The organism is Streptomyces botrytidirepellens, from assembly GCF_003721215.1.
Taxonomy (GTDB): Bacteria; Actinomycetota; Actinomycetes; order Streptomycetales; family Streptomycetaceae; genus Streptomyces; species Streptomyces himastatinicus.
In genome coordinates, this window is sequence record NZ_RIBZ01000068.1 from 1 (window position 1) to 25443 (window position 25443).

19 protein-coding genes and 3 pseudogenes are annotated in these 25443 nt (G+C 70.1%); 13 read left to right on the plus strand and 9 right to left on the minus strand.

From position 1 onward, the window contains the following. A pseudogene (locus tag EEJ42_RS05065) lies at positions 1-219 on the minus strand (four-carbon acid sugar kinase family protein); the annotation flags it as partial. Positions 220-571: 352 nt separating this feature from the next. Here EEJ42_RS05065 and EEJ42_RS05070 point away from each other — a divergent pair. The 6 genes from EEJ42_RS05070 (at position 572) to EEJ42_RS05095 (ending at position 6941) form a co-directional block, all read left to right on the plus strand. Next, positions 572-1561, plus strand: coding sequence for an aldo/keto reductase (locus EEJ42_RS05070; RefSeq protein WP_123098796.1), 990 nt, complete (start codon positions 572-574; stop codon positions 1559-1561). A 44-nt stretch (positions 1562-1605) separates the two neighbouring features. After that, complete coding sequence (locus EEJ42_RS05075) at positions 1606-2391, plus strand: HpcH/HpaI aldolase family protein (protein WP_123098797.1); 786 nt, start codon at positions 1606-1608, stop codon at positions 2389-2391. Beyond that, complete coding sequence (locus tag EEJ42_RS05080; protein ID WP_123098798.1) at positions 2391-3344, plus strand: phosphoglycerate dehydrogenase; 954 nt, start codon at positions 2391-2393, stop codon at positions 3342-3344. Before EEJ42_RS05075 ends, EEJ42_RS05080 begins: the two co-directional genes overlap by 1 nt. Positions 3345-3428: 84 nt before the next feature. After that, a complete protein-coding gene (locus EEJ42_RS05085) occupies positions 3429-4856 on the plus strand; it encodes an Nramp family divalent metal transporter (protein ID WP_123098799.1) in 1428 nt (475 codons plus the stop codon). A gap of 228 nt (positions 4857-5084) precedes the next feature. After that, on the plus strand, positions 5085-5726 hold the full coding sequence (locus EEJ42_RS50175; RefSeq protein WP_148081853.1) for a hypothetical protein: 642 nt from the start codon (positions 5085-5087) through the stop codon (positions 5724-5726). A gap of 270 nt (positions 5727-5996) precedes the next feature. Continuing rightward, on the plus strand, positions 5997-6941 hold the full coding sequence (locus EEJ42_RS05095) for an NADP-dependent oxidoreductase (protein WP_123098801.1): 945 nt from the start codon (positions 5997-5999) through the stop codon (positions 6939-6941). Positions 6942-6968: 27 nt separating this feature from the next. Here EEJ42_RS05095 and EEJ42_RS05100 read toward each other — a convergent pair. Further along, a pseudogene (locus EEJ42_RS05100) lies at positions 6969-7538 on the minus strand (LysR substrate-binding domain-containing protein); the annotation flags it as partial. A gap of 1 nt (position 7539) precedes the next feature. Here EEJ42_RS05100 and EEJ42_RS05105 point away from each other — a divergent pair. Further along, positions 7540-8475, plus strand: a pseudogene (locus EEJ42_RS05105) (nuclear transport factor 2 family protein); the annotation flags it as partial. A 68-nt stretch (positions 8476-8543) separates the two neighbouring features. On the opposite strand, the gene EEJ42_RS05110 reads toward EEJ42_RS05105, so the two are convergent. The 4 genes from EEJ42_RS05110 to EEJ42_RS05125 all read right to left on the minus strand — a co-directional run bounded on the left by EEJ42_RS05110 (position 8544) and on the right by EEJ42_RS05125 (position 13527). Further along, the gene (locus tag EEJ42_RS05110) at positions 8544-10049 is read right to left on the minus strand and encodes a peptide MFS transporter (RefSeq protein WP_123098802.1); all 1506 of its coding nucleotides are present in this window, start codon (positions 10047-10049) and stop codon (positions 8544-8546) included. Next, positions 10046-11497, minus strand: coding sequence for an NAD(P)/FAD-dependent oxidoreductase (locus tag EEJ42_RS05115; RefSeq protein WP_123098803.1), 1452 nt, complete (start codon positions 11495-11497; stop codon positions 10046-10048). Before EEJ42_RS05115 ends, EEJ42_RS05110 begins: the two co-directional genes overlap by 4 nt. Positions 11498-11546: 49 nt before the next feature. Next, complete coding sequence (locus EEJ42_RS05120; RefSeq protein ID WP_123098804.1) at positions 11547-12119, minus strand: XRE family transcriptional regulator; 573 nt, start codon at positions 12117-12119, stop codon at positions 11547-11549. Positions 12120-12186: 67 nt separating this feature from the next. Then, positions 12187-13527 (minus strand): glycoside hydrolase family protein, encoded by a 1341-nt coding sequence (locus EEJ42_RS05125; RefSeq protein WP_123098805.1) that lies wholly within the window; start codon positions 13525-13527, stop codon positions 12187-12189. A gap of 180 nt (positions 13528-13707) precedes the next feature. Here EEJ42_RS05125 and EEJ42_RS05130 point away from each other — a divergent pair, with 180 nt between their 5' ends. The 6 genes from EEJ42_RS05130 to EEJ42_RS05155 all read left to right on the plus strand — a co-directional run bounded on the left by EEJ42_RS05130 (position 13708) and on the right by EEJ42_RS05155 (position 19226). Then, positions 13708-14727 carry a LacI family DNA-binding transcriptional regulator gene (locus tag EEJ42_RS05130; protein WP_123098806.1) on the plus strand — a complete coding sequence of 340 codons (1020 nt, stop codon included), beginning with the start codon at positions 13708-13710 and terminating at the stop codon, positions 14725-14727. Between the two features lie 103 nt (positions 14728-14830). Further along, positions 14831-16174: an ABC transporter substrate-binding protein gene (locus EEJ42_RS05135; protein ID WP_123098807.1), complete on the plus strand. Its 1344-nt coding sequence runs from the start codon at positions 14831-14833 to the stop codon at positions 16172-16174. A gap of 101 nt (positions 16175-16275) precedes the next feature. After that, on the plus strand, positions 16276-17265 hold the full coding sequence (locus tag EEJ42_RS05140; protein ID WP_123098808.1) for a carbohydrate ABC transporter permease: 990 nt from the start codon (positions 16276-16278) through the stop codon (positions 17263-17265). Between the two features lie 6 nt (positions 17266-17271). Then, positions 17272-18141 carry a carbohydrate ABC transporter permease gene (locus EEJ42_RS05145; protein WP_123098809.1) on the plus strand — a complete coding sequence of 290 codons (870 nt, stop codon included), beginning with the start codon at positions 17272-17274 and terminating at the stop codon, positions 18139-18141. A 186-nt stretch (positions 18142-18327) separates the two neighbouring features. Continuing rightward, entirely contained in the window at positions 18328-18795 is a 468-nt protein-coding gene (locus tag EEJ42_RS05150; RefSeq protein WP_246096066.1) for a DUF3592 domain-containing protein, read from the plus strand. Positions 18796-18833: 38 nt separating this feature from the next. After that, positions 18834-19226 carry a hypothetical protein gene (locus tag EEJ42_RS05155; protein WP_184502942.1) on the plus strand — a complete coding sequence of 131 codons (393 nt, stop codon included), beginning with the start codon at positions 18834-18836 and terminating at the stop codon, positions 19224-19226. Between the two features lie 38 nt (positions 19227-19264). Here EEJ42_RS05155 and EEJ42_RS53735 read toward each other — a convergent pair whose 3' ends face one another. From EEJ42_RS53735 to EEJ42_RS53740, 3 genes are all read right to left on the minus strand, one after another. After that, positions 19265-19393 (minus strand): hypothetical protein, encoded by a 129-nt coding sequence (locus tag EEJ42_RS53735; protein WP_281291400.1) that lies wholly within the window; start codon positions 19391-19393, stop codon positions 19265-19267. A gap of 696 nt (positions 19394-20089) precedes the next feature. Then, positions 20090-20737, minus strand: a complete 648-nt coding sequence (locus tag EEJ42_RS05160) for a hypothetical protein (protein ID WP_123098810.1) — start codon at positions 20735-20737, stop codon at positions 20090-20092. Between the two features lie 10 nt (positions 20738-20747). After that, positions 20748-25370: a hypothetical protein gene (locus tag EEJ42_RS53740; protein ID WP_148081854.1), complete on the minus strand. Its 4623-nt coding sequence runs from the start codon at positions 25368-25370 to the stop codon at positions 20748-20750. Positions 25371-25443 lie beyond the last annotated feature (73 nt).

The following is a 25443-nucleotide window of genomic DNA, read 5'->3' on the forward strand; positions in this document are numbered from 1 at the left end:
GGGCGCGGTGCGCCGCGCCGCGCGCGGCGCTGTCCGTGCGGCGCGTGCCGCGTCGGCGGGTGGCGGGCGAAAGATGTCCAGGTCCACGATGAGGTCGTGCGCGGCAGTGACCTCGGTCACATCGGCGGCGTCCGTGCCGGACGGGTCCGCGAGCGCGACGGCGTACGGCGATACGGGCGGCGAGGCGGATGGACGTGGGGGCGGGAGCGGGGGAGTCACGGAACGGAACCTCCTCGGGCGTGCCCGGCGGCGGGCGGCCCGGTGAGGATCATGGCACAAGTTGCGTGAAGTGCGCGAGAACTCTTGCGTGATTTACGCAACCGTGCGAGCGTTCCCGTGGCGCCGACGGCCGTCACCCACGGACCGCGTCGCCGTGCGGACGCGTTGCGTACGGGCCTACACAGCACGTTACGCCGCGCTCTCCGCAGCTCAGTACACCGCCGGGAACCACCGCAGCAACCGGTCGAGGCCGCGTAGCCGCACGACACCTCCAGGTGCGCACATCACGCATGAGGTCGCGCACGAGCACGAAACCGCACCACCCGCACCGCCCGCCTCGGAAGGAACCGCCGTGACCGTCGGTCTCGAACTCCCGCACGTGCCCGTCCCGTTGTCGCGTCTCGTCCTCGGCACGATGACCTTCGGCGACACCGCCGACCGCGCGACGGCCGCCGCGATGCTGGACGCCGCACTCGACGCGGGCATCACCGGCGTGGACACCGCCAACGGCTACGCGGGCGGCGAGAGCGAGCGCATTCTCGCCGAGCTGCTGCCCGGCCGCCGCGACCGGGTGGTTCTCGCCACCAAGGCCGGCATCCCGCACCCCGACCAGGGCGCGCACGCGCCGCTGTCCCCCGAGGGCCTGCGCGCCGCGCTCGACGGGAGCCTCAAACGCCTGGGCACCGACCACGTCGACGTCTTCTACCTGCACCAGCCGGACCGCGGGACGCCGCTCACCGAGACCTTGGCGACCATCGCCGAGTTCGTCCGGGCGGGCAAAGTACTCGCCCTCGGCGTCTCCAACTTCGCCGCCTGGCAGATCGCCGAGCTGAACCGCGTGGCCGACGAGGTCGGCGCCCCGCGCCCCGTCCTCGCCCAGCAGCTCCACAATCTCCTCGCGCGCCGCATCGAAGAGGAATACGTGGAGTACGCCCAATACGCCGCGGTCACCGGACTGCGCACGATGGTCTACAACCCGCTCGGCGGCGGCCTGCTCACCGGCCGACACAGCTTCGCGCAGGCCCCGGCGGGCGGGCGCTTCGGTGACTCCCAGCTGGCCGCGAAGTACCGCGAGCGGTACTGGAACGAGGACTTGTTCCGCGCCGTCACCGACCTCACCCGCATCGCCTCCGACGCGGGCCTGCCGCTGACCGACCTGGCCCTGCGCTGGCTACTGGCACGGCCCTCCACCGACGCGCTGCTGCTCGGCGGCTCCAAGGTCGAGCACCTGAAGGCCAACATCGCCGCCGCGTCCGCGGGCCCCCTGCCCGCGGACGTCCTGGCCGCCTGCGACGAGGTCGGCGCCCGGCTGCGCGGCCCGATGCCCGCCTACAACCGCTGACCTCGCCGACCTCGCCGCCCACCTCGTAAGGGAGACAGACACCCATGGCCACCGGCCGCACTTCAGCCCAGTTCATCGCCGCGCTGCGCAATCGCGAGGAGCTCATCGGCTACTGGTCGCTGCTCGACGCGCCGATCGCCGCCGAGCGCCTCGCCCGCGTCGGCTACGACTACCTGGCGTTCGACGCCCAGCACGGCCTCTTCGGCTACCAGGGCATGCTGAACAACCTCCTCGCCACCGACACCAAGGGCAGCACCGCCGTCGGCATGGTGCGCGTGGAGGCCAACGACCTCACCTACATCGGCAAGGCGCTCGACGCGGGCGCGAGCGCCGTGATCGTCCCGCTGATCGACAGCGCCCGGGACGCCGCCGATGCCGTCGCCGCCGTCCGCTACCCGCCGGTGGGACGCCGTTCGTACGGCCCGATGCGCGCTCAGCTGCGCATCGGGCCCAACCCGGCCGACACCCACGACGAGACCGCGGTCCTCGCGATGATCGAGACGGCCGACGGCCTGGCCAACGTCGAGGAGATCTGCGCGACCCCCGGCCTGGACGGTGTCTACGTCGGCCCGTCCGACCTGCGCCTGGCCATCGGCGGCGCGACCTCCACCGACCCGTCCGTACAGGATGAGTTCGAGCAGGCCCTCACCCGCGTCCGCAAGGCGGCCGAGGCGGCGGGCATCGCGGCCGGCATCCACAACGCCGACGGCGCGAGCGCCGCCCGTCGCCTCGCCGAGGGCTTCACGTTCGCGTCCGTCGCGGCCGATGTCGTGCACCTTCAGCAGATCGCGACGTCCCACCTGGAGGCGGCGCGCGGCGGGGCGCGCTGATGCCGACCACGCTCATCACGACGCCGACCTTCGCCCGGCATTCGGCGCGCCCCTGGAAGATCCTGGACGAGGCCGGAGCAGGTCCCCTGCGCCCCTACGAGGACGTGGCGCTCCCCACCGCCGAACTGCTCTCGTACGCGGCCGGAGCGGATGCGCTGATCGTCGGCATGGACCCGATCACCGCCGAGGTGATGGACGCCGCACCCCGCCTCAAGGTGATCGCCAAGCACGGCGTCGGCGTCGACACCATCGACGTGGCCGCCGCCCACGCGCGCGCGATACCGGTGGTGTGCGCGCCGGGCAGCAACTCGCGCGCGGTGGCGGAGTACACCTTCGGCCTGCTGCTGTCCGCGACCCGCTCCCTCGCCGCCTCGCACACCGCGGTGGCGGCGGGCGGCTGGCCGAAGCTGTTCGGCCCCGAACTGCACGGCAAGACCCTCGGCGTCGTCGGCTTCGGCCGCATCGGCCGCCTGCTGGCCGGCTACGCCCGCGCCTTCGGGATGGAGCTGCTCGCCCACGACCCGTACGTGTCCGAGGCCGACGTCCGCGCGCACGGTGCCGAACCGGCCGCGCTCGACGCCCTGTTGGAGCGCGCCGACGCCGTCAGTCTGCACACCCCGCCCGATCCGTCCGGCACCCCGCTGCTCGACCGTGCCCGACTGGCGGCGATGAAGCCGGGCGCTGTCCTGGTCAACGCCGCGCGCGGCGGCCTCGTCGACGAACACGCGCTCGCCGACCTGCTCGGCTCCGGGCACCTCGGCGCCGCGGCCCTCGACGCGTTCAGCACCGAGCCGCTGCCCGCCGACCACCCGCTGCGCGAGGCCCCGCGCACGCTCCTCACCTCCCACATGGCCGCCTGCACGCCCGAGGCCAACCAGGCCATGGGCGCGATGGTGGCCGAGGACGTCGTCCGCGTACTGGCGGGCCAGGAGCCGCGCCACCAGGCGCGTTGAAACGCCACCGCACACACCACCCCCGTCCCCCTCCCCGTTCCGGACGCCGGCGACGACGCCGGAAGATCCTTCTAAGGACCAGACATGGCCACCACGACCGACGGCGCCACGGCGGCGCCGCCCCCCGCGCAGCCCGACCCGTACGCGCTGCGCGCCGAAGACGCCCGCCCGGCCCCCGAGAGCTTCCGCGGCCGACTGCGCCAGCTCGGCCCCGGGCTCGTGCTGTCCGCCGCCGTCGTCGGCTCCGGTGAACTGATCACCACCACCTCGCTCGGCGCGAAGGCGGGGTTCGCGCTGTTGTGGCTGGTGATCATCTCCACCGCGGTCAAGGTGTGGGTGCAGATGGAGCTGGCCCGCTGGACCATCCTCAACGGCCGCCCCGCGCTCGACGGCTTCCGTGACGTCGGCCCCCGGATCGGCCGGCTGAGCTGGATCAACTGGCTCTGGATCGGCATGGACTTCGCCAAGATGTTCCAGCGCGGCGGCATCATCGGCGGCACCGCGGCGGCCTGCTCGATCCTGCTGCCGATCCAGGGGGCGGCGCTGAGCACGTCGTCCCTGACCATCTGGGCCGTCATCGTCACCGGCGCCGCGATCCTCATCCTCCAGACGGGCAAGTACCCCGTCATCGAGCGGGTGGAGGTCGTCGGCATCACGCTCAAGACGATCATCACCCTGGGCCTGGCCCTCGCCCTGCCCTTCACTGCCTTCGGATACGGCACCGAGCAGCTCGCGAGCGGACTGAGCTTCCAGATCCCCGCGGGCACGGTCGGCATCGCGCTCGCCATGTTCGGCATCACCGGTGTCGGCGCCGACGAGATGACGACGTACACGTACTGGTGCCTGGAGAAGGGCTACGCCCGCTGGACCGGCCCCGACGACGGCACCGAGCAGCGCGCCCGGCGGGCCGAGGGCTGGCTCAAGGTCATGCGGCTCGACGTGGGCGTCTCCTGGCTCGTGTGCACCGTCTGCACCCTGTCCTTCTACGTGATCGGCGCCTCGGTGCTCCACCCGCAGGGCCTGGTGCCCGAGGGCAACGACATGATCACCACGCTGTCGCACATCTACACCGACACGCTCGGCCCCTGGGCCGAGTACCTGTTCCTGGCCGGCGCGATCGCCGTCCTCTTCTCGGTCACCGTCGCCTCGTCGGCCAGCGTCCCCCGCCTGTGGACCAACACCCTCGGTCTGCTCGGCGTCATCGACTGGCACGACATGCGCATCCGCACCCGCACCATCCGCATCCTCACCTGCTGCCTGCCCCCGGTCTGGATGGGCATCTTCCTGTGGGTCCAGTCCCCGGTCCTGATGGTGCAGATCGGCGGCATCGGCGGCGGCATCTTCCTGCTCGCGGTCGTGGTCGCCGTCTGGCGCCTGCGCTACACCGGCGTCCCGCCCCGCTTCCGCGGCAGCCCCTGGCTGACCGCCGCCCTCGTCCTGAGCAGCGTGGCGACCTTCTTCCTCGGGGTGTACGGAGTGCTCGACGCGCTCGAGCTCACGCCCGACAGCTGATTCCGGCGGCTCGTGCCGCTCACCAGCACCGGCGAGGACCTGGCAGCGCCCAGGTCGTCGCCACGGGCCCCGCACCCTTCGATCTCGCGGCAATCGACGGCCCCGGACTGGCGCCGGTGCTCGCCGAACTCGCGGCGGCCCGCGCGGACGCAGGTTGTTTGCCCCTCACTGCCGACAGGGCCCATTTACCAGCTTGGGTCCGGTGGCGGGGATGAGAGCCTGTCCAGCATGGCTGAGATCACTGCGGACTTACTCGTCAGTGCACTGGACAAGGTCGGTGCATCATTCGCGCCGGGCGAACTTGCCTATCTTGCGCTCACATCAAAACCGGAGCTACCAATCCGGGACAGACTGGCGTGGGCGCTACACACAGAACTGCCCCACTGCGTCGTAGCACGCGAGTGGAAGGCCGCTGGCCTGCCCGGCCGCGCTCGAACAGATCTCGCCGTACTCGATGGCCCAGGACGCCACCCACTGGCGCTGCTTGAGGCCAAGGCGGCGTACACCTTCGACTTCGCAGGAGAGCATCGCCAGGCTGCGGCAGCCTATACGCAACGGGTCTCGGACGACCTGGCCAAAGCGCGGCTCGCTGCCCAGGGCCGACCGGTGGCAGCCTACGCACTGATGCTCCTCACGCATCCGATGGGAACTCTGGTTGACCTGCCCGGCGTGATCAAATACTACGCAGACATCTCACGGTCTGTCCGCAGCTACACGGCTGAGGGGCTTCGGGCTCTTGCCGGCCGCACGGCCTGCACCATATTTCAGGAGCTTGGCCCCATTCGAACAGGGTCGTTGCAGGGTGGCGTCGCCTTCGGAACCGAGGTGAGCGTCGACTACTGGCTTATAGGGCCCGTTCTCCAGACATGACGCTGCGCTGGCTGGAGACCTGGTCCGGATCGGTGGTGGCGCGGGTAACGGTTACAGAAGATAGGCGTTCGCGATGCCCTGATGCGGCCGATGAGCGTTGTGAAATTGCTGCGTGCCGCGCGCGGCACGCAGCGCTGGCGAGCCTCCCTGCGTCCGCCGCTACCGTGGGTGGCGGCTGCCCGCTGTGGGTTGGCGTGGTCGGGTCGTGCGGCTGGTGGAGTGACCGCCTTCGTTCGGAATTCCGTGCCACCGCGGCAGGTTGCAGGCGTCATGAAGGCGATTGGTGTTTGCCACTTCGGCGGCCCGGAAGCACTACAGGTCGTGGACCTGCCCGAACCGCAGGCGGGTCCGGGTGAGGTTCGCATTCGCGTGCATGCGGCCGCCGTCAGTCCCACCGACGTCATGCTGCGTACCGGCGGCCACGCCGTCCGCATGCCCGACCGTCGACCCCCGTTCGTGCCCGGCATGGACGCCGCAGGCGTGATCGACCAGCTCGGGCCCGGGACCGACGAGCGGCTTGCCGTGGGCCAACGAGTAATCGCCATGGTGCTGTTCACCAGCTCGCACGGCGGGGCCTACGCCGAGCAGGTCGTGGTGCCCGCCGCGTCGGTGGTGCCGACACCCGAGGGGGCGGACTTCCCCGCCGCGTCCACTCTGCTCATGAACGCCATGACAGCACGCCTCGCCCTGGACGCGCTGGCCGTGCCGCACGGCGGGACCGTCGCCGTGACCGGTGCGGCCGGAGCCGTCGGTGGGTACGCGGTCGAGTTGGCCAAGGCCGACGGGCTGACCGTGATCGCGGACGCCGCCCGGTACGACACCGAGCTGGTAGGCGGCTTCGGCGCCGACCATGTCGTCGAGCGCGGCCCCGATGTGGCCGCGCGTATTCGTGCGCTGGCCCCCGACGGTGTTCCCGGCCTCGTGGACGGCTCGATGCAGACCACCGAGACCGTGCCCGCCATCGCCGACGGCGGGGCCCTGGCCGAGCTGCGGGGCTGGTCCGGTCCGGCCGGGCGCGGTATCCGGGTGTGCCCGGTGATGGTGCCGGACGGCATCACCGACACCGAGGGGCTGGACACGCTGCGCCGCCAGGCAGAGGACGGCACGTTGACGCTGCGCGTCGCGGAGGTGCTGCCCGCCGACGAGGCGGCCACGGCCCACCGCATGCTGGAGGCCGGCGGCCTGCGCGGTCGGTTGGTGCTGGACTTCTCCTGAGCACCGCACGTTGATGCCCGAAGCCGATCAACCAACCCGGACCGAGGCGAAGGCCGTGGCGAGTTGGTCGAGCAGGGGCGCTGCGGAGGGGTGGCGGTCGCGGCGTGGTGTGATCGTGTAGATGCCGCGGGTCGGGGGATCGACGAGGGCCACCGTGGTGACGTCGGCCCGCAGTGCGCACGACAGCACCCCGGGTATCAGCGCGATCGCGTGGCCGGTCGCGACCAGGGCCAGCTTGCCGGGCAGATCGGCCGCCGTGAGGTCGATGCGGGCGCCGACCCCGGCGCGGGCGGCGTGCTGGCGCAGGAGCGCCGCCGAACCGTCGTTGTCCTCGACCCAGGTCTGGTCGGCCAACGTCTCCAGGTGCACCGGGCCGCGCCCGGCTTGTGCATGACCGACGGGCAGCGCGACGACCATGTCGTCCAGCCCGAGGAACCGCCGTTCGACCCGCTGGTCGTGGGGCAGTCCGGGCGGTGCGTCGGTGACGACGGCGATGTCGAGATCGCCGGTGATCAGGCGGTGGTGCAGTGATGCGCTCAGGCCCGGCCGCAGGCTCCACCGGAGGGATCCGGTGTGCTCCAGCAGACCTCGGATGGCGATCGTGCTGAACACCAGCACCATCGCCCCCGCCGAAGCAGCGGAGCTGGCCCGGCAACTCGGTCCGTCCTACGTCCACGCGCCCGTGCTCGGCTCCGTGCAGGCTGCCACCGGCGGCAGCCTGCACGTTCTTGCCGCCGCCGATCCCGCCGACCAAGACGCGCTCGAACGGGTCCGGCCGGTCCTGGAAACGCTGGGCACCGTGCGGCACGTGGGCGACGCCTCCACCGCCGCCGCGCTCAAGCTGATCGCCAACAACAGCCTCACCGGCGCCGTCCTCGCGCTGCGCGACTCACTGCGGCAGGCCGACGCTCTCGGCCTGCCCCGTGCCCAGGTGCTGGACGTCCTCGAACTCGGCCAGCTCGGCGGGCTCGTGGCCCGCAAGCGTCCCTACCTCGCCGACCAGTCGGCCACCGCCACGGCCGAATTCACGATCGGTGCGCTGGCCAAGGACATGGCTCTGTTGGCCGCCGCGTCGAACACCCCCCTGCGCAGCGCAGCCGGTTTGGCCGACACCCCTGCCGCCCCTGAGGCCGACATCGCTGTCGCCGCCACGGTCCCCGCCGTGGCGGACGCCGTGCTCGAACCGCTCCGCGCCTACATCCGCGGACACGCCACCGGTGATCCCACCCACTTCCGCGACGCGTTCCTGCCCACCGCCCACATCGAGGGTGTTCGGGACGGCGTATTCGTCTCGTGGCCGCTGGCCGAGTACTGCGCTCTCTTCCACGGCCGGTCGGCCCCGGACGAACGGACCCGGTCCCGCCGCATCGACACCATCGACGTCCACGTCGCGGTCGCGACCGCAACCATGACGCTCATGCACGGTGCGGACACGTTCACCGACGTCTTCCTGCTGGTCCGTGTCGACGACACCTGGCGCATCGCCAACAAGGCCTACCACCGACACGGCTCAGCAAGCAGCTGGCAGCCGTGAATCCGGGCAGGTGGCCGAACGGTACGAACCTCGCTACGGCGTTTCCCTGTGACCGCCTGAAACCCGGCTCAGTGCTCCAGCCCGGACCGCAGCAGACGTCCCACCGGGCGGCGCGTGGCGAGCAGGGCCAGGCCGATGCCGATGCCGCACACGGCGGTGACGGTGAAGTACGAGGCGTTGTCGATCGCGGTGAAGAGCTGCCCCAGCAGGCCCGCGAGGGACGAACCCAGGGCGAGCGTGAGGAAGTTGAGCCCGACCATCTGGGACCGGAACGTCTCGGGGCCGATGCGCGTGGCCAGGGACAGCCCGATCGGGCCGACGAAGACCTCCGAGGAGCCCGCCATCATCATGAACAACAGGACGAGGGCCAAGGGGATGTCGGCCTTCCCGGTGGCCTCGGAGATGATGAGCAGGAACAGATACGCGCAGCCGATCTGGATCAGCCCGATGGCGACCTTGACCACCGGGCCGGGCTGGCGGTCCCCCAGGGTCTTCCACATCCTGGCGATGAGCGGGGTGATGAGGACGGCCGCCAGCGGGCTGACGGTCGTGACCCAGGCGACCGGAAAGGTCCAGTCGCCGATGTGCAGGTCGATGCGTTCGGTGATGAGGACCGAGATCGCCGTGAACTTCTGGAACAGGAAGCCGAAGTACACCCCGGAGACGAGGAAGAGGGGAAGGTAGCCGAGGATGCGCCGGCGCTCGTCGCGGCTGACCGCCGACGACGTGGTCATGGTGAGGAAGTAGACGGCGGCCGCCACCAGCGCGGCGATCGTCACCACGGTGGACAGGTTCTCCGCCCGGAGCAGGCCGAAGGCGACGGCGCCACCGATGGCCGCGAGGGCGGCGAGGGCCGCCAGGGCGACGAGCGGACGGCGGCCCGCGGGGAGGGGGTTGTTGACGGTCCGGGCGCGCTCGGGGAGCTTCTTCATCGAGACGATGTACTGGACGAGCGCCGCGCCCATGCCGGTCGCCGCCAGACCGAAGCCGAAGTGGAACCCGATCTCGTTCTGGGCGAGACCGGTGGTGAGCGGGCCGACCACGGCACCGATGTTGATGGCCATGTAGAAGTACGAGAACCCGGCGTCGCGGTAGCGCTCGTCCTGGTGCTGGTCCAGGACGAAGCCGACGATCGAGGTGATGTTCGTCTTCAAAGCCCCGGTGCCGAGGACGATGCACACCAGGCCGACGCCGAGCCCGGTCAGGCCGGGTGCGAAGGCGAGCACCAGGTGTCCGACGGTGATGACGACGGCGCCGTACAGCACCATGTTCTGCGGGCTGATCAGCCGGTCGCCCAGCCAGGCGCCGAGGATCTGGGAGAGGTAGACGGCGCCGCCGTAGGCGCCGACGATGCCCGTCGCGACGGCCGGGGCCAGGGCCAGGCCGCCGTCATGGAGCGCGTAGAGCAGGTAGAACGAGAGGATGCCCTGGAGGCCGTAGAAGGAGTAGCGCTCCCACAGTTCGGTGAAGGCCATGCTCACCAGGGAGCGCCGGAAGGAGGGTTCGGACACCTCGGCCGGTGGCCCGCCGGTCTCACGGTCGACGGTGGTGGTCCGGTGCGGTGTGTTCTTCATTCGCTGAGTCCTGCCAGTCGCGAGCCGAAACGGGCGATGAGGGAGGTGTCCTGGGAGTGGCGGCTCTCCTCCCACCGGTCGGCGAAGCCGAAGAGCCGGTACATGGCGTGGACGCCGATCCAGCGCAGCGGTTCGGGCTCCCAGCGACCGGAGTCGTGGTCGTTCCAGGGCAGGCGGGTCAGCGCGGTGTCCCGCCCGGCCGCCCGGTCCAGCAGGGTCCGTGCGGCGAGCTGGGTGGCGGTCACCCCGTGTCCGGCGAAACCGCGCGCGACCCCGATCCCGGTGGCGGGATCGAAGGTGATGCCCGCGCACCAGTCGCGGGTCACGCCGATGGCGCCCCGCCAGGCGTGCTCGATGGTGAACCGCACGTCGGGGAAGAACAGGTGGAGGCGTTCCCGCAGGGTGCGCACCGTACGGGCGTCCACGCCGCCCCGGCCCGGCGTGCCGGAGTTGAAGGCGTACGGCGTGCCGCGGCCACCGATGGCGATGCGGTCGTCGGCGGTGCGCTGGGCGTAGACGAAGGTGTGCGCGGCGTCGCCCAGGCACTCCCGGTCCTGCCACCCGATCCGCTCCCAGACACGTGCGGGGAGCTGATTGGTCACGACCATCGAGGAGTTGACGGGGATGATGTCACGGCTGCCGAGGCCGCGGGCGTCACTTTCGACCTGTCCGGAGTACGCCTCCAGGCAGGTCAGGATGGTCCTGGCCCGTACGGTTCCGCGCTCGGTGGTCACGGCGCCGGGCGCGATGCGCGTGGCGCGGGTGCCTTCGAGGATGCGTACGTCCTTGGCCTCCGCCACCGCCGCGAGGCCGTGGACGAGCTTGGCGGGGTCGACCCGCGCGGTGGTGCGGGTGAGCATGCCGCCCAGCGCGGGGCGGATGGCGATCCGCTTCCTGACGGCCTCGGCGTCGAGGAGTTCGATGTCCTCCGCGCGGTAGCCGGCTGCGAGATCCGCGGCGTGGGTGAGCTCGAGGCGCTTCATCGCGGCCGGAGTGGTGGCCACCCGCAGGTGCCCGCCCCGGTGCTGGTCCGCCTGGATCCCCTCCTCCTCCAGGATGCGGAGGGTGTCGTCGATGGCCCCGTTCATCTCCCGCTGGAAGGAGGCGACGGCGGCGGCCCCGTCCTCGCCCCGCCTGCGCGCGGCCTTGGCGTACACCGCCCGGTTGCCCGGGATGAGCGGCGAGAGCCAGCCGCCGTTGCGCCCAGAGGCGCCGTAGCCGACCTCTTCGGCCTCCAGGACGGTGATCTTCGCACCGGGGGAGTCCACGGCGGCGAGGTAGGCGGCCCAGAGCCCGGTCAGGCCACCGCCGACGATGACGAGGTCCTGTTCCTCGTCGGGCAGACCCGCGGCCCCGCGCTGTCGCTGCGACAGGTCGGCGGCCGGCCCGTCCGCGGTACGGGAGGCCGCCATCCAGTGCGATATCTCGCCGTTCCGATACGCGGTCATGAGTGTCTCCAACGGTGGCTGCCCAGCGGTGTTCCGGTGGGGCGGGGATTCAGTACGTGGGCGGCGCGATCGCCCACAGCACCCGGGCTTCCTCCGCGCCCGTGACCTCGACGACCCGATGGGGCTCGCTGCTGAGGTAGTGGATCGAGTCGAAGGCGGAGAGCCGGTGGGACTGCTCGCGGACCCACACCTCCACCTCGCCGGACAACACCAGAAGCAGCTCTTCGGAGCTGCCGTGGGTGTAGGGCTCCACACCGGTCGAGCCCCCCGGCGCGAAGTGGCCGAGGAGCACTTCCAGATGGTCGAAGGTCCCCGGGGTGAGCTTGATCTTCGTGGCGCCCTCGCCGAAGGACATGCCGTGGGTGTCGCGGAACCGCAGGACCGGGCTGGCCACGGACCCACCCTGGTCGAAGAGGTCCCCGACGCTGAGCTTGAGCACCTCGCACAGCCGCTGAAGGGTGCGCACGCTCGCGTTGACCTGGTCGCGCTCGACCTGCGAGAGATGCCCCTCGGTGAGACCGGTCCGGTCGGCCACGTCCTTGAGCGTTAACCGGAGGGCCCGCCTGCGGCGCCGCAGACGGTTACCGACGCCGGCCGGGGAGTCCGGTTGCCTGTTCGTCATGGGCGGGAACGTAACAAGGCTGCGGCCTGATCACAAGGGATATTGTCCGCATCAAAGTTTTCTTAGATCAGGGCGCCGCCGGTCCGGGCCACACCGCGGAGGCGTCGTCCCGGTCGGGATCCGGCAGGCGGACGGGGCGGACGGGGAGGGTGCGGGTGCGTCCTTCCGTCACCGCCGTCCAGGGGGCGGGGTGGCCCGCGTAGCACAGGGTGGTCAGGACGAAGACGCCGTCGGCGTAGACCTCGACGTACTCGCCGACGGTGAGGATCCGCAGGGTCGCGGCGGGTTCGGTCAGGACGGTCTCGCCCAGCGGTACGCCGGCGGGACCGGTGACCCAGAGGTTCTTGCCGTCGCAGCCGACGACCAGGGCGGGGCCGTCCTCGCCGGTGCGCAGGGTGATCTCCACGCGCCCGGAGACATCCACATCACCGACGGCGTGCAGCACCGGCTCCGTCGTCTCCTCCAGCAGCCAGGCGTCCAGGCCGGTCCACCACTCCAGGCGGGGTGCCGAACCGTCCGGCACGACAAGGGATTTGGGCTGGGCCAGCATGCCGCGGCAGCGTTCGCCGGAGTCGGTGAGGCCGACCCGGCGGGGGGTCGTGTGCAGGACGACGCGGGAGCCGTCGGGGGCGGCGATGACGCGCGGGGCGTAGGAGCCCGTCGGGCCGAGCGGACCACGGCGGGTCCACGGTCCCCGCAGCCGGGGCGCGGTCCACGCCTCGAAGCCGCGGGTCGCGCCGATCGAGCCGATCAGCAGCCAGCTTCCGTCGTCGAGACGTTCGAGGACCGGGCACTCCAACTCGTCCACGTCGCCGGGTGAGATGAGCGGCGGGTGGACCGTCCAGTGCTCCAGGTCGTCCGACGTCGCCCAGGCGACACAGCCGCTGACCTCGACGGGCAGGGACGCGTCGGCGGCGCAGACGACCATGACCCAGCCGTCCGACGCGTCGTCGCGCACGACGAACGGGTCGCGCCATCCCATGCGTTCACCGGTGCGGTACCAGCGGGCGTCCGCCTCGACGACCGGACCGGTGCCGTGGCGGCGCCAGCCGGTGCCGTCGGTGCGGTCGGAGTATGCCAACCCGACGGACTGGAGCGGCCAGCCGCCGTCCGTCAGCCCGCTCACGCCCGTGTAGAACATCGCCATTCCGCCGCCGTACGGGACGGGATGCATGGTCCACACCGCCTGCTGGTCGAAGCGTCCGGGCAGCCCATTGCCGAAGGCGGTGCTCTCGGGCCGCCAGCCGACCAGGTCGGTGGAGGTGGCCCGGCCGTACGAGGTCTCCATCCTCAGGTGGTCGAACTCGCTCGTCCACGGGCCCTGGAGGTGCAGCACCGCGTAGGTGCCGTCGTCGTCGCGGAGCAGGGCGAAGTCGTTCACGCAGAGGCCGGGCGGGGCGTATCGCATGCGCAGTTCCTGTCGGCTCGCAGCGCTCAAACGCGTGCGCTGACCATGGGTCTCAAAGGTCTCGCTTCAGAATCGGCCCAAGTAAAACTCAACGCAAACGCTTGCGCAACAGCGAGGTCGGGCTTACGGTCACGTCACCCCCAGATCACACCGATGTGAAACAGACGGGAGAAACGCGCTGTGAGCGTCAGCATCACCGATGTCGCCCGCGCCGCCGGAGTCTCGGCGTCCACCGTGTCCCGCGCGCTGCGCGGCCAGCCGGGCGTCTCCGGCGAAGTCGCGGCGCAGATCACGGCCGTCGCCGCCCAGCTCGGCTATACGGCGTCCCGTTCGGCGTCCAGCCTGGCCAGCGGGCGCACCTTCACCATCGGGGTGGTGGTGCCGTACGTGGGCCGCTGGTTCTTCGGCACCGTGCTGGACGCCGCCGAGCACGTGTTCAGCGCCGCCGGGTACGACGTTCTGCTGTACAACCTGGGCTCGCCGGAGACACGCAAGCGCTTCTTCACCAAGATGCCGGTCCGCAAGCGGGTGGACGCCGTGCTGTCGCTGCTCATCCCCGACGAGGAGGAGTCGGCGGCGCTGCGGTCGCTCGGGGTGCCGCTGGCCACCACGGTCGGCGGCGCCCGGCCCGGGTTCACCGTGGTCGGCATCGACGACCGGGCCGGGACGGAGAGCGCCGTCCGGCATCTGGTGAACCTCGGCCACCGCCGGATCGGCATGATCAGCGGCTCGAGCGGACCGCAGCACTGGACCACGCCCATCACGCGCCGTCAGGCGTACCTGGACGTGCTGGCCGACGCCGGGATCGCGCACGACCCGGCGCTGGAGGCGGACGGCGACTACACCGTCGAGGGCGGCGAGCGGGCCATGACCGAACTGCTCGCCGCCTCCCGGCCGCCGACCGCCGTGTTCGCGCAGTCCGACGAGATGGCGATGGGCGCCCTGCGCGCCCTGCGGCGGCACCGGCTGACGGTGCCGGACGACGTGTCCGTCGTCGGCTTCGACGACCACGAACTCGCCGACGTGGTCGGGCTGACGACCGTCGCCCAGCCGGTCGCCGGGCAGGGCGCCGAGGCCGCCCGGCTGCTGCTGCGGCAGCTCGACGAGCCGGACGCCGGGCAGCCCGGGCATGTGCAGATGCCCATCCGTCTCGTCCTGCGCGAGACCACCGCCCCGCCGCGCCCGCGCGGACCCCAGTAACCCTCCCCGGCTACGCCGCCGGGCCCGCCCCCGACGTCCCACGACCCCACGCCGGAAAGCACCCGAGCACCACGGACCCTCGCACCGCACGGAGGCATGAACCATGAGCTCGACCCACAGAAGGTACCGCCGCACCGCCTGTACGGGCCTGGTCCTCGTCCTGCCCCTCGCGGCACTGGCCGCCTGCGGCGGCGGCAGCGGCGCCGACATATCCGCGGAGGCGGGCAGCGGCAAGGGCACCATCAGTGTCTGGGCCCACCAGGGGCAGAAGAACGAGGACACCGCCCTGCGGAAGGCGGTGAAGTCCTTCAACTCCTCCCAGCGCAAGATCAAGGTCGAGCTGAAGCTCATCCCCGGCAACGACTACACCAAGACCATCACCGCCACCGACGCCTCCAAGCTGCCGGACGTGATGGAGTTCGACGGCCCGACCATGGCGAACTTCGTCTACAACAAGAAGCTCGCCCCCATCGACTCCTACGTCTCCGCGAAGACGATGTCCAACGCCACCGACGCCGGCAAGGCACAGGGCGAGATCGGCGGCAAGCTCTACGGCCTGGGCATGTACGACTCCGGGCTCGGCGTCTACGGCAACAAGAAGCTGTTGGACGCGGCCGGGGTCAAGTACCCGACGCGCCTGTCCGACGACTGGACCGCCGCCGAGTTCACGGCCGCGCTCAGGGCACTCAAGGCCAAGGATTCCGACGGCAAGGTCGTCGACCTCCAGGAGAACAGCGGCTACGCCAACGAGTGGGGCACCTTCGGCTTCGCGCCGATCCTCTGGTCGGCGGGCGGCTCCCTGCTGAAGGACGGCAAGGCGGAGGGCGCCCTGGACACGTCCGCCGCGGTGTCGGCGATGAAGACCCTCCAGTCCTGGAAGCCGTACACCGACCCCAACACCGACGGCAACGCCTTCGCCAAGGGCCGCGTCGCGCTGAGCTGGGTCGGCCACTGGATGTACCCCGCCTACAGCAAGGCCCTCGGCGACGACCTCGTCGTGCTGCCGCTGCCCGACTTCGGCAACGGCCCCAAGACCGGCCAGGGCTCGTGGGCCTGGGGCATCGGCGCGAACTCCAAGAACGCCAAGGCGGCCGGGACCTTCCTCGACACCCTGCTGAACGACACCAACGTCACCGCCATGACGACGGCCAACGGCGCCCCGCCCGCCACCAAGTCCGCGCTGGCCAAGAGCGAGCTGTACCAGCGGGGCGGCCCGCTCCAGCTCTTCGCCGACCAGCTCGCCAAGCCCTGCGGCGACAGCGACGTCACCACGTCCTGCGTCGCCGTGACCCGCCCGGTCTCCGCCGGATACCCCACGGTCACCGCCAAGTTCAGCGACGCCCTGAACGCGATATACGGCGGCGCCGACCCCAAGAGCGCCCTGGAGAAGGCCGCCCGCGCCATCGACCGGGACTTCTCCGACAACGCCGGTTACAAGATCCCGTAATCCCGTCATCCCGTAGGCCGCTTCGGCCGGGACGCGACCGCTCACCACGCGCAGGACGCGTACGGCGGCACACCCGTCCCGGCCGGGAACAGGACACCCCCGTGAAGACCGTGGAACCCGCGCCCGCCGCGCCCCCGAGGAGGGAGCAGGGCCCGCCCGTGAACGCCGTGAAGCGCGCGCGGCCGGTGCGCACGAACCGGGACTGGGCGCACGGACTGCTCATGTCCACGCCCGCCGTCGCCGGACTCATCGCCTTCGTCGGCATCCCGTTCGGCTACGCCGTCGTCCTCTCCTTCTACAACGTGCGCCTCGGCTCCCCGCTGGAGCCCACCTTCTTCGGGATCGAGCAGTACCGGCGCCTGTTCACCGACCCGGACCTGTCCGGCCCGTTCCTGCGGGCCCTGCTCAACAACCTCACCTTCGCCGCGGTCGTCGTACCGCTCCAGACGGGCCTGGCGCTGGCCCTGGCCATCCTGCTCAACCGCAAGCTGAAGGCGATCGGTCTGTTCCGATCGCTGTTCTTCATGCCGGTCGTCTTCCCCATGACCCTGGTCGCCGTGATCTGGCGGCTCATCCTCGCCCGCAGCGACCAGGGCCTGCTCAACTCCGCGCTGCACGCGGTGAGCTTCGGTAACTGGGGCGCCTTCGACTGGCTCGGCGACACCGGCACGGCGATGGCCTCGATCATCGTGCTGTCGGTGTGGCAGGGCGTCGGCTTCCAGATGGTCATCCTGCTCGCCGGGCTCCAGCAGATCCCCGGCGAGCTCTACGAGGCCGCCGAACTCGACCGGGCCAGCCGCTGGCAGCAGTTCCGCCACGTCACCCTGCCCGGCATCCGCGGCACCCTCGTCTTCGTCGCCATGCTGACCTCCGTGCTGTCCTTCCGGGTCTTCGACCAGGTCTACGTCCTCATCCACGGCGGAGGTCTCGACGAGGACGCCACCCGCACGGTCATGTACCAGGCCGTCACCACCGCCTTCGACCAGAACAACATCGGCCAGGCGTCCGCGATCACGGTCGTCTTCTTCCTGATCGTCGTCGCCCTGACCCTCATCCAGCGCCGCGTCGTCCGGCCCGACAACGAGGACTGACCCACGATGGCCACGCCCCGCGCGCCCCGCGCGCCCCGCGCGACCCGCGCGCCCCTGCGCCGTTTCGCCGACTACGCCGTCCTCGGTGTCCTGGCGTTCATCTTCCTGCTGCCCGTCCTGTACCTGCTCCTGGGCAGCCTCAAGCCCTCGGACGAGGTGCTGAACGGCCTGACCGGCTTCCTCCCCACCCACCTGTCCTTCGACAACTACGCGACCGTCCTGGACGCCCTCAACTCCGACAGCACCGGCTACTTCTGGCGCTTCATGGGCATCTCACTGCTCGTTGCGTTCGTGGTCGTGACCGGCGGCCTCTTCGTCAACTCGATGGCCGCGTATGGCATGTCACGGCTGAAGTGGCGCGGCCGGGAGGCCGTCTTCACGCTCGTGCTGCTGCTGATGCTGGTCCCGTTCGAGTCGGTGGCCGTGCCGCTCTTCTACATGTTCAACGACCAGCGCAACACCGTCTTCATCCAGGCGGTCCCGTTCATCGCCAACGCCTTCTCGATCTACCAGTTCCACACGTTCTTCCGCTCGATCCCGCCGAGCATCGAGGAGGCGGCCCGGCTGGACGGCGCGGGCCCCTGGCGCACGTTCTTCGCGATCATCGTGCCGATGTCGAAGCCGGTGTTCGCCTCGGTCGCGATCCTCACCTTCCTCACCCAGTGGGGCTCCTTCCTGTGGCCGGTCCTGATGGTCTCCGACCCCTCCGTCCGCCCCCTGCCCCTGGAAATGAGCGTCTTCCAGGGCCAGCAACCCCCGGACTGGGGCCAGATCCTCGCCTTCGGCGTCCTCCTCGTCCTGCCCGTCCTGATCGTCTTCGCCTTCTTCCAGCGCTGGTTCGTCCAGGGCGTGGCCAGCTCCGCCGTCAAGGGCTGACTCCCCGCGTCTGCCCCGGCGATTGCTGCCGTCCTTCGTCTCGGTCCTCGCCCGCCACTCGTCGCACGATCTCCATGAGGGGTGTCCGACGACAGTGGGACCGTTCCGAAGAGCGGGGGCGGGAGCATGGCGACTGGGATGCCAGGGATAGCGTCCCTCTCACACCGGACAAGTGAGGGGGACGTCGTGAGGTTTCAGGTGCGTGGGCGGGGTGGCCGCCGGTGGATCACGTTCGTGGTGATCGCGTTCGGGGCGTTGTTCTTGGCCATCGGGCTGATCCTCGCGGGGGTGTCGGCGTCGTTCCTGGCGGATGCGAAGCGTGCCCGGGGGACGGTGGTGTCCCTGGAGTGGCGGAAAGACGACGACGCATCTCGCAGGACGCAGGCGGACGACAAGCCCGCGGCGTACCCGGTGGTCGAGTTCACGTCGGCGGATGGCGCGCCGAGGAAGTTCGAGGACTCCACGGGATCCAATCCACCGTCGTACGAGGTGGGTGAGCGGGTCGAGGTGCTCTACGACGCGGGTTCCCCCGAGGACGCGCGGATCAACGGGTTCATTTCGCTGTGGCTGCTGCCGCTGATCTTCGGTGGGATCGGGCTCGTGATCGCAGGGATCGGGACGGGCGTTGCGGTGGCGACGCGAGGGCGTTCCTAGGGGGCAAGACATCCCCTAGGCCGCGTACCCTCGGCTCCGTGCCCCGCCATCCGAGGAAGCCCCGCCGTTTGGTCGCCGACGGACGCGCGTACCTGTGGACGCTCCGCCACAGCCACCGCATGCTGGACAGCGGCCGGTCCGCGGACTGCCGCGAGACCCTCACGCTGTACCCGCAGCCGGCCGGCACCGGCGGCCCGCTGCGCATCGTCTTCGCGGGAGGGCCGGGCCGGTACGTCCCGGGCGGGTTCCCTCTGGGCTCCGGGGACGTTGGATACGTCCGGGGCGGCTCCCTGAACCTGCACGAACCCGGCGCCGTGCGGGCCCTGCTCGACGCGGCGTCGGCCCGCGGGTGGCAGCCGGGGGAAGAACGGCGGGCCGTGGAGGTCGACGGCTGGCCCCTGCTGGAGGCGGCGGCCGCCGCCCGAGGTTGAGGCAGCGGTCGGGCCGAAGAGGCTGCAGCGGGTGTTGTTCAGACGAGCTGGACGACCAGGGTCGTCGTGCGGTGGGCGGCGGTGTCACTGATGGGTAGCAGCAGCTGGTGGTGGTCGTTGATGGCAGCGATCGACTGCACGGTGCTGCCCACGGGGAGGTCCGGCATGGTGTCGAGCCGGCGTAGGCCGTCGCGCGGGGCGGCGGCCACGGAATCGGCCTTGCACCTTCGCGCTCATATAGCCCGCCTGGAAGACCGGGAGTTGGCCACAAGCGTGCTGGAGTGGTTGGAGCCGCACCGGAGTGAGGCACCAGTGCGGACGGCGCTTGACGCCCTTCAGGACCGGCTAAACCACTATCTCCGAGGGCTCTGGCGAGCGACCCGTCGTAACCGTCTCTGCGGACGTCGTCCTCGGCGGTGGTGCCTCTGCAACTGCGGCAGGCGTCGTGAGCTGCGGAACCGTGCCAGCGTGGCAAACGAAGACCTGGGGCGGACACTGCGCCGGAGAGCGGTCTGGGGCGGTGGATCTCCCGGCACCCCGAGCGGCTGACCGTCGTGACGCCGCGCGAAGGCTATGGGCGGTGTTTCGTTCACTGGGGGCAACGGGGCGCAGGTTCACATCCTGGCGTCCCGACGGTGTTTACGCAGGGGGGGCTCAGTAGATCTCGCGGCTCTCGTCGTCGTGTGCTCAACGGGGGACTCCCCGCTTCCGGCGCGCGGTCGCCTGCGGGGGTGCCGGTCTCCCGTGTGCCTGACCGCCCCGGTCGCTCGACCGTTGCTTTCTCCTCCGCCGCGTCCGAATCACAAGTATTTCAGGACCGGCGCGCCACGCTTCACAGCGACCGTCCCCGCAGCGGGAACTGGTCAGGCCCCTGCTTCGCGTTGAAAGGTCTCTATCCGGTCCACCAGGGCTCTGACCTCTTCCACCTCGTCCTCGTCGACGGTGTCGTATTCTCCCTTGCCCTCCCAGTTCTCGAGTTCCTCGTCGAGCTCATGCAGATAGCCTGCGTGGTGCGCACGCAGCACGGCAAGAAGAGAATCGCCACGTCGCGCCACTTCGTCGAGGCTGGTGGTTTCCCGGCGTGCGCCGAAGATCGTCGGTCGGCCCGCCGCCAGTTCGGTCAGGCGGTAGCACAGCACCACGCCGTGGTCCTCGGTGTCGATGCCGGGGCGGACGAGGTACAGCAGCGGCAGCAGATCGGAATCCATGTCATGGAACCGCCGCTCCATCGGCTCGAGGGTGTCGGATCGGGCGGCGGGTCCACCTCGGTCGAGTGGCACGGCCATTTGCCATGGCTGGTTGGTCCACATCGCGAGCAGGTCGGTTCCGTACGGGTCGGCGTCCGCGATCACGAAGAACTCCCGAGGAAAACCGACTCCGTAGCATTTGTGCAGGACGTGCTCCGCGGGCAGGCCGTTCTCATACAGCGCTCGTGCGAGGCGGGCCATCGGGGCGTACTCGCGGCTCGCCGCCTCGGCTCGCAGTCGTTCGAGCTCCTCGCCATCGACCAACCGTCACTCCCTATTCGGTGCCCCGCCGTTGTCCCTGACGCTCGGCCTGCCGCAGCGCGCGGCCCAGTTTGCGCCAGGTCGACCTGAGCTTCCTCGACGTCAGCGCGAAGATGATGTCACGCGCGAGCTCGTGTGCCAACGCCACGGACTTCTCGAAATCCTTGTTCCGCTGGGCCAGGGTCGACCCGCTCAACTCGTTGACCACATTGGTCAGGTCGTGGAGAATATTCCGGATCTCGGAATCCCGTGCGGTCATTCCCGGGTTCTCCGTCATCAGTATGATGACTCTTTCGACATGACGGAATATCTCGGTCTGTATGAGTCCCTTCCCTGTCTTCGTGATCTTGGGATTCTTCATGAACAGAGATTCCGCGAGGTTTTGCGCGCTCGCCGTCGTCTGGGACTGTAGGAAGATCGCGTACGCCGGTTTGCCTCTCCGGTTGACGGCGTTGATGACGTTCTGCGCACTTCGGATGAGGCGGCGCGCGGGACTCCCCGGCTTCGGATCGGTGCTGACGGAAGCCCGCGGATCGTGGATCACCGAGAAGTCGCCGCGGAACAGCGCTTTTAGCCACTTCCGGAAGTTGTGCCCCTCGGACGGGCCGATCCCGAAGGGAAGCACTTTTCGGCCCGTGTCACTGGCCTGCTCGTCCAACCTGCGGAAGACATCGAGTACCTCCGCCTCCCACACCTTCACCAGCGTGCTGGGCTCCGAGGGATACAGCACGTCGGGATGGCGCTTGCCGATCGCGAACCGGATCGCACGGTCGATCCTGTTCGACAGTATCGTCAGCTGAACGGTGAGCGACTCGGTTTTCGCCCTCTTCCAGTCGAACCGTTCGAAGTCGTAGCCACCGATGATCATCATCGGGTCGCCCTTGACATCTTTGAGGATGTTGTCGTACGCGGCGAGCACACCGGGGCCGCCGGGCGCTGAGACAGTACTGTCCGGATCCTGGAGCAGAACGTAGACCCTCTTGTTGACTTCGCTGAGATAGCCCTTTGCGTCGCGGGTGTAGGGGGAATTGAACACCTTGCCCCGGAGGAGACCAAAGGGCACTTTCTTGCCGCGCATCTGCGCTCTCTCCTTGGCGAGAGCGGCTTCCTTGTCCGCCCCGTTCAGGCTCCGGAACCTCGCGCGCACCGTGTCGATCGACACTGCCCTCTTGCGCTTTCCGGAGGTGTCCATCCATCTGGGGGTCCACGTGAACCCGAACACGGCCATGAGCAGGTCACGTGGGCGATCGACCGCGTTGATGGCGGCGACGACCGGCTGCTTGCCGCGCTCCTTGTCGTTCGTATCCAGCCCTTCCGCGGCGTTGACGCCGATGATGACGGCGGTTCTGATCGCCGCCACCGGCTTCTCCGTCTTCGACGATGCCCAGGCGTCGGTGAGATATCGAGCGGCGACCCTGGGGTTGTTCGTTATTTCCTTGGGGATCGCGATCATGTTGACGATGAAGGCCGCCCGGTGCGGTTCTTCGGTGACGTTCTGGACCGCGCGCAGGGTGCTGTGTGCTTGGTCGACGTCCACGAGATCGATCGAATCCCGTGCTTGGCCGAGCTCGTAAGGGAAGGTCAGGTTCGCCTCGTCGGACGTGCCCTTCGGGTTGATGGACAGCTCGATGACGTAAAGCTCCCCGGTCTTCACCAGACGTATCGACTTCAGGCGGTGTCGGCGCTTGATGCCCGGGAGGCCCTTGCGAACCGACGTGACCGTGGCGTCCTCGGCGCCGATGAGCCGGTTCGCGTCGCGGATGGCGGCGTCCAGGGCGCGCCGCTTGTCCTGGTCCGTGCGGCGGTCCTTGCGTTTGCGGTTCTTCGGGCGGTCGGGCTTCTTCGCCTTGCGCGGTCGCTTCGGTTTCGCCGGTCTGCGCGGCCTTCTCGGTCTCGTGGGCTTGTGGCGGTCTTGCGGGCGCTTGGGCTTCTTCCGCCTGGGCTTGAGCTTGGCCGCCAGCTTCTTGAGCAGGCCGGTGATCTTGTCGATGACCCAGTCGATGGCGCGGTTCACCGGGCGGGACAGGGCCTGGAATATCTGCTTGACCTTGCCCGCGATCCCCCCGATGCCGAGGATCGCGGCCAGGGCGCCGATGAGGACCGGGATCGACCGCGCCAACGCGCGTTCCACCAGTGCCGGAACGCCGCCGGTGCCGCCGCGGGCGATGGCGATCACGGCGTCCAGGACCGTGTTGACGAACTCGATGATCTGTCGGCCCTGGGTCACGATGAACCGGACGATATCGATGATCATCTTGCAGGCGCGGATGAACGCCGACGCCGGGTTGAACAGCGACACGATCCACGTCACGCCCGCGATGATGATCGTCGGCAGCAGGTAGGACACCAGCTTGCTGATCAGGTCCTTCTTCAGGTCGCCGACCCGCGACTTCAGGTCCGACCACAGGCCCGCGACGCCGCGTCTCTTGGCCTCCACGACGATCGGGATCGCGTCCTTGCCGGTTTCCGCCGCCGCCATCGTCTTCGGGTCGACCTTGCGGGCCAGGCGGGCGCGGATGTTCGGCCACGACAGCCCGAGCAGACCGGCGATCATCACCAGGATGCCGAGGACGTCGAAGCTCGTCGGCAGGATCAGGCCCGCCGTGACGCCGGAGCCCAGCAGCCAGGCCAACACGCCCTGTTGGAGGTGGCGGCCCGCGTTCTTCATGAACAGCTTCAGCCCGCCGCCGACACCGGTGATGAGCCGGCCGAGGAAGCCGACCGGGTCCTTCAGGATCAGACCGACCGCCGAGGCGGCCTTGCGCAGGACGCCCATCAGCAGGCGGCCGAGTTCCTTGATCGTGTCGATGACGCCGCCGATGGCGTCGGCGGCCTTGGAGACCAGGCCCTTGTTCTTCTCCTTCTCCGCCGCGATCTCGGCGTCGACCGCCTTGACCGCTTCGGTGTACTTGGTGGCCAGGGTGTCGACCAGTTCGGTGCCCTTGTCGTTGACCGTGTCCGACAGCTCGTCGAACTTGCCCTGGAAGTCCGCGGCCGCTTCCCTGCCGATGGCGCGGAGGTCCTTGGGCAGGGTGTCGACCGTGTGCTGGAGCTCTTTGCGGCCCTTGGCGATACGGTCCTTGGCATGGCGCAGTTCGCCCTCGACCGTGTCGGCGACGTCGGAGATGACCTGGCGCATCGCGGTCAGGTAGTTGTCCCGTGCGCGTTCGTAGATCCGATTGGCCTCTTCCGGGAGGTCGGCGAACAGGTCCTTGACCCAGCGGGCCTTGCCCCGCAACCCGGAGTAGCGGCGGGACTTGTACTCGTCCATGCCCCGGGTGTGCTCGTCGGTGAACCGGTCCCTCGCCCGCTTCTCGCCGCTGCTGAACTGGGTGTCGACCTTCTTGTCCAGGCCGGACAGGATCTCCTCGACGTCGCCCTTGGTCACGTCGAACACCTTCTGGAGCAGGGCGGTGACCTTCGTGCGCTTGTCCTCGTCGCGGCCCTTCGTGCCCTGCTTGCCGGTGGCGACCTGCTGCCCGGTGGCGACCCGCGCGGCGTGGAGGGCACCCATCGCGGCAGCGCCGCTCGTGGCGGCGGTCGCCTTGACCTTCGTCAGCTCGGCGGCCTCGCCGGCACGCAGCTCCTTCGGGGCTGCCGCCGAGTGGGCCTCCATCGTCTTCTTGTCCCGCACCGCCTTGTCGAACGCGGGCTCGCGCGAGTTCTTCATCGACAGCTGCTGCTCGGTGACCTGCGCCGACGCCATCTGCTGGTTGACCTGGTCCGGCCCGGCCGACATGTCCGTCGCCGACTTCGGCAACGCGTCCGGGGTGGCCTGGTTCGGGTTCGGGACCCCCGGTTTGCCCGGCACCGAGTCCGCCGCCAGCGGCACGACCTCCTTGGCGTCCGGAGCGGGCTCCGGCGTGGCGGCGGTGGTGTCGGCGATCTCCTGGCCCGCGGCGTCCTTGCCCTCACCGACCTTGCCCTGGACCTCGGTCTTGACCTCCTCCGCCTTGCCCGACTCCCCGAACTTGTCGGCCTCGTCCAGGTTCTTCGGGGCCCGGTCCTTGATGGCCTTCTCCACCGCGGCGATGAACGACTGCTTGTCGAACTCCTTCGGCTGAGCGGCGTCCATGTCCTCCGCGTGCGCCGCCTTGCCGCGGGCCTCCTGGTCGTCGGCCGGGGGCACCGCGGCTCCCTGCGCGGCACCGGCCTCCGCGGCCGGAGGCGGGTGGCTCGACGCCACCCGCTGCTTCTTGACCGCGACGTCCTTCTTCAACGCCTGGAACTTCGGGTCCGCACCCGGCGACCGCGGGCCCGCCGCTTCCTGTTTCTTCGCACCCTTGTCGGGGCGGCCCTCGGCGTCCTTCGCGTCCTTCGTGTCCTTCGTGTCTTTCTGGTCCGGGCGGGGTGCGGGCGGGGCCTTCGTCTTCTGGACGGGCTTCGGCTCCGGTTTCTTCGCGTCCGGTTTCCGCGCCGACTGCTGCTGTTCCGGGAGCCGTTGCCGTTCCGAGGGGGATTGCCGAGTGGCGGGCAGCGCACCTGCCTGAGCCGCGACGGCCTGGTTGCCGATCAGGTCCTGCCCGCCCGGCGTCATCTGCCCGGCCCACCAGGACTGGCCCGGCCCGGCACCCGGTGGCGCCCCGCCCATCGCCGCCGCCACCGCCGCGTTCCCGGCCGACGGGCCGGGGCCCACGGTCGAACCCGACGCACGCGCGGTCGGCCCTCGCAGGTCCGATCCCTCCGCCCCGCTCCGCATGCGTGGATCG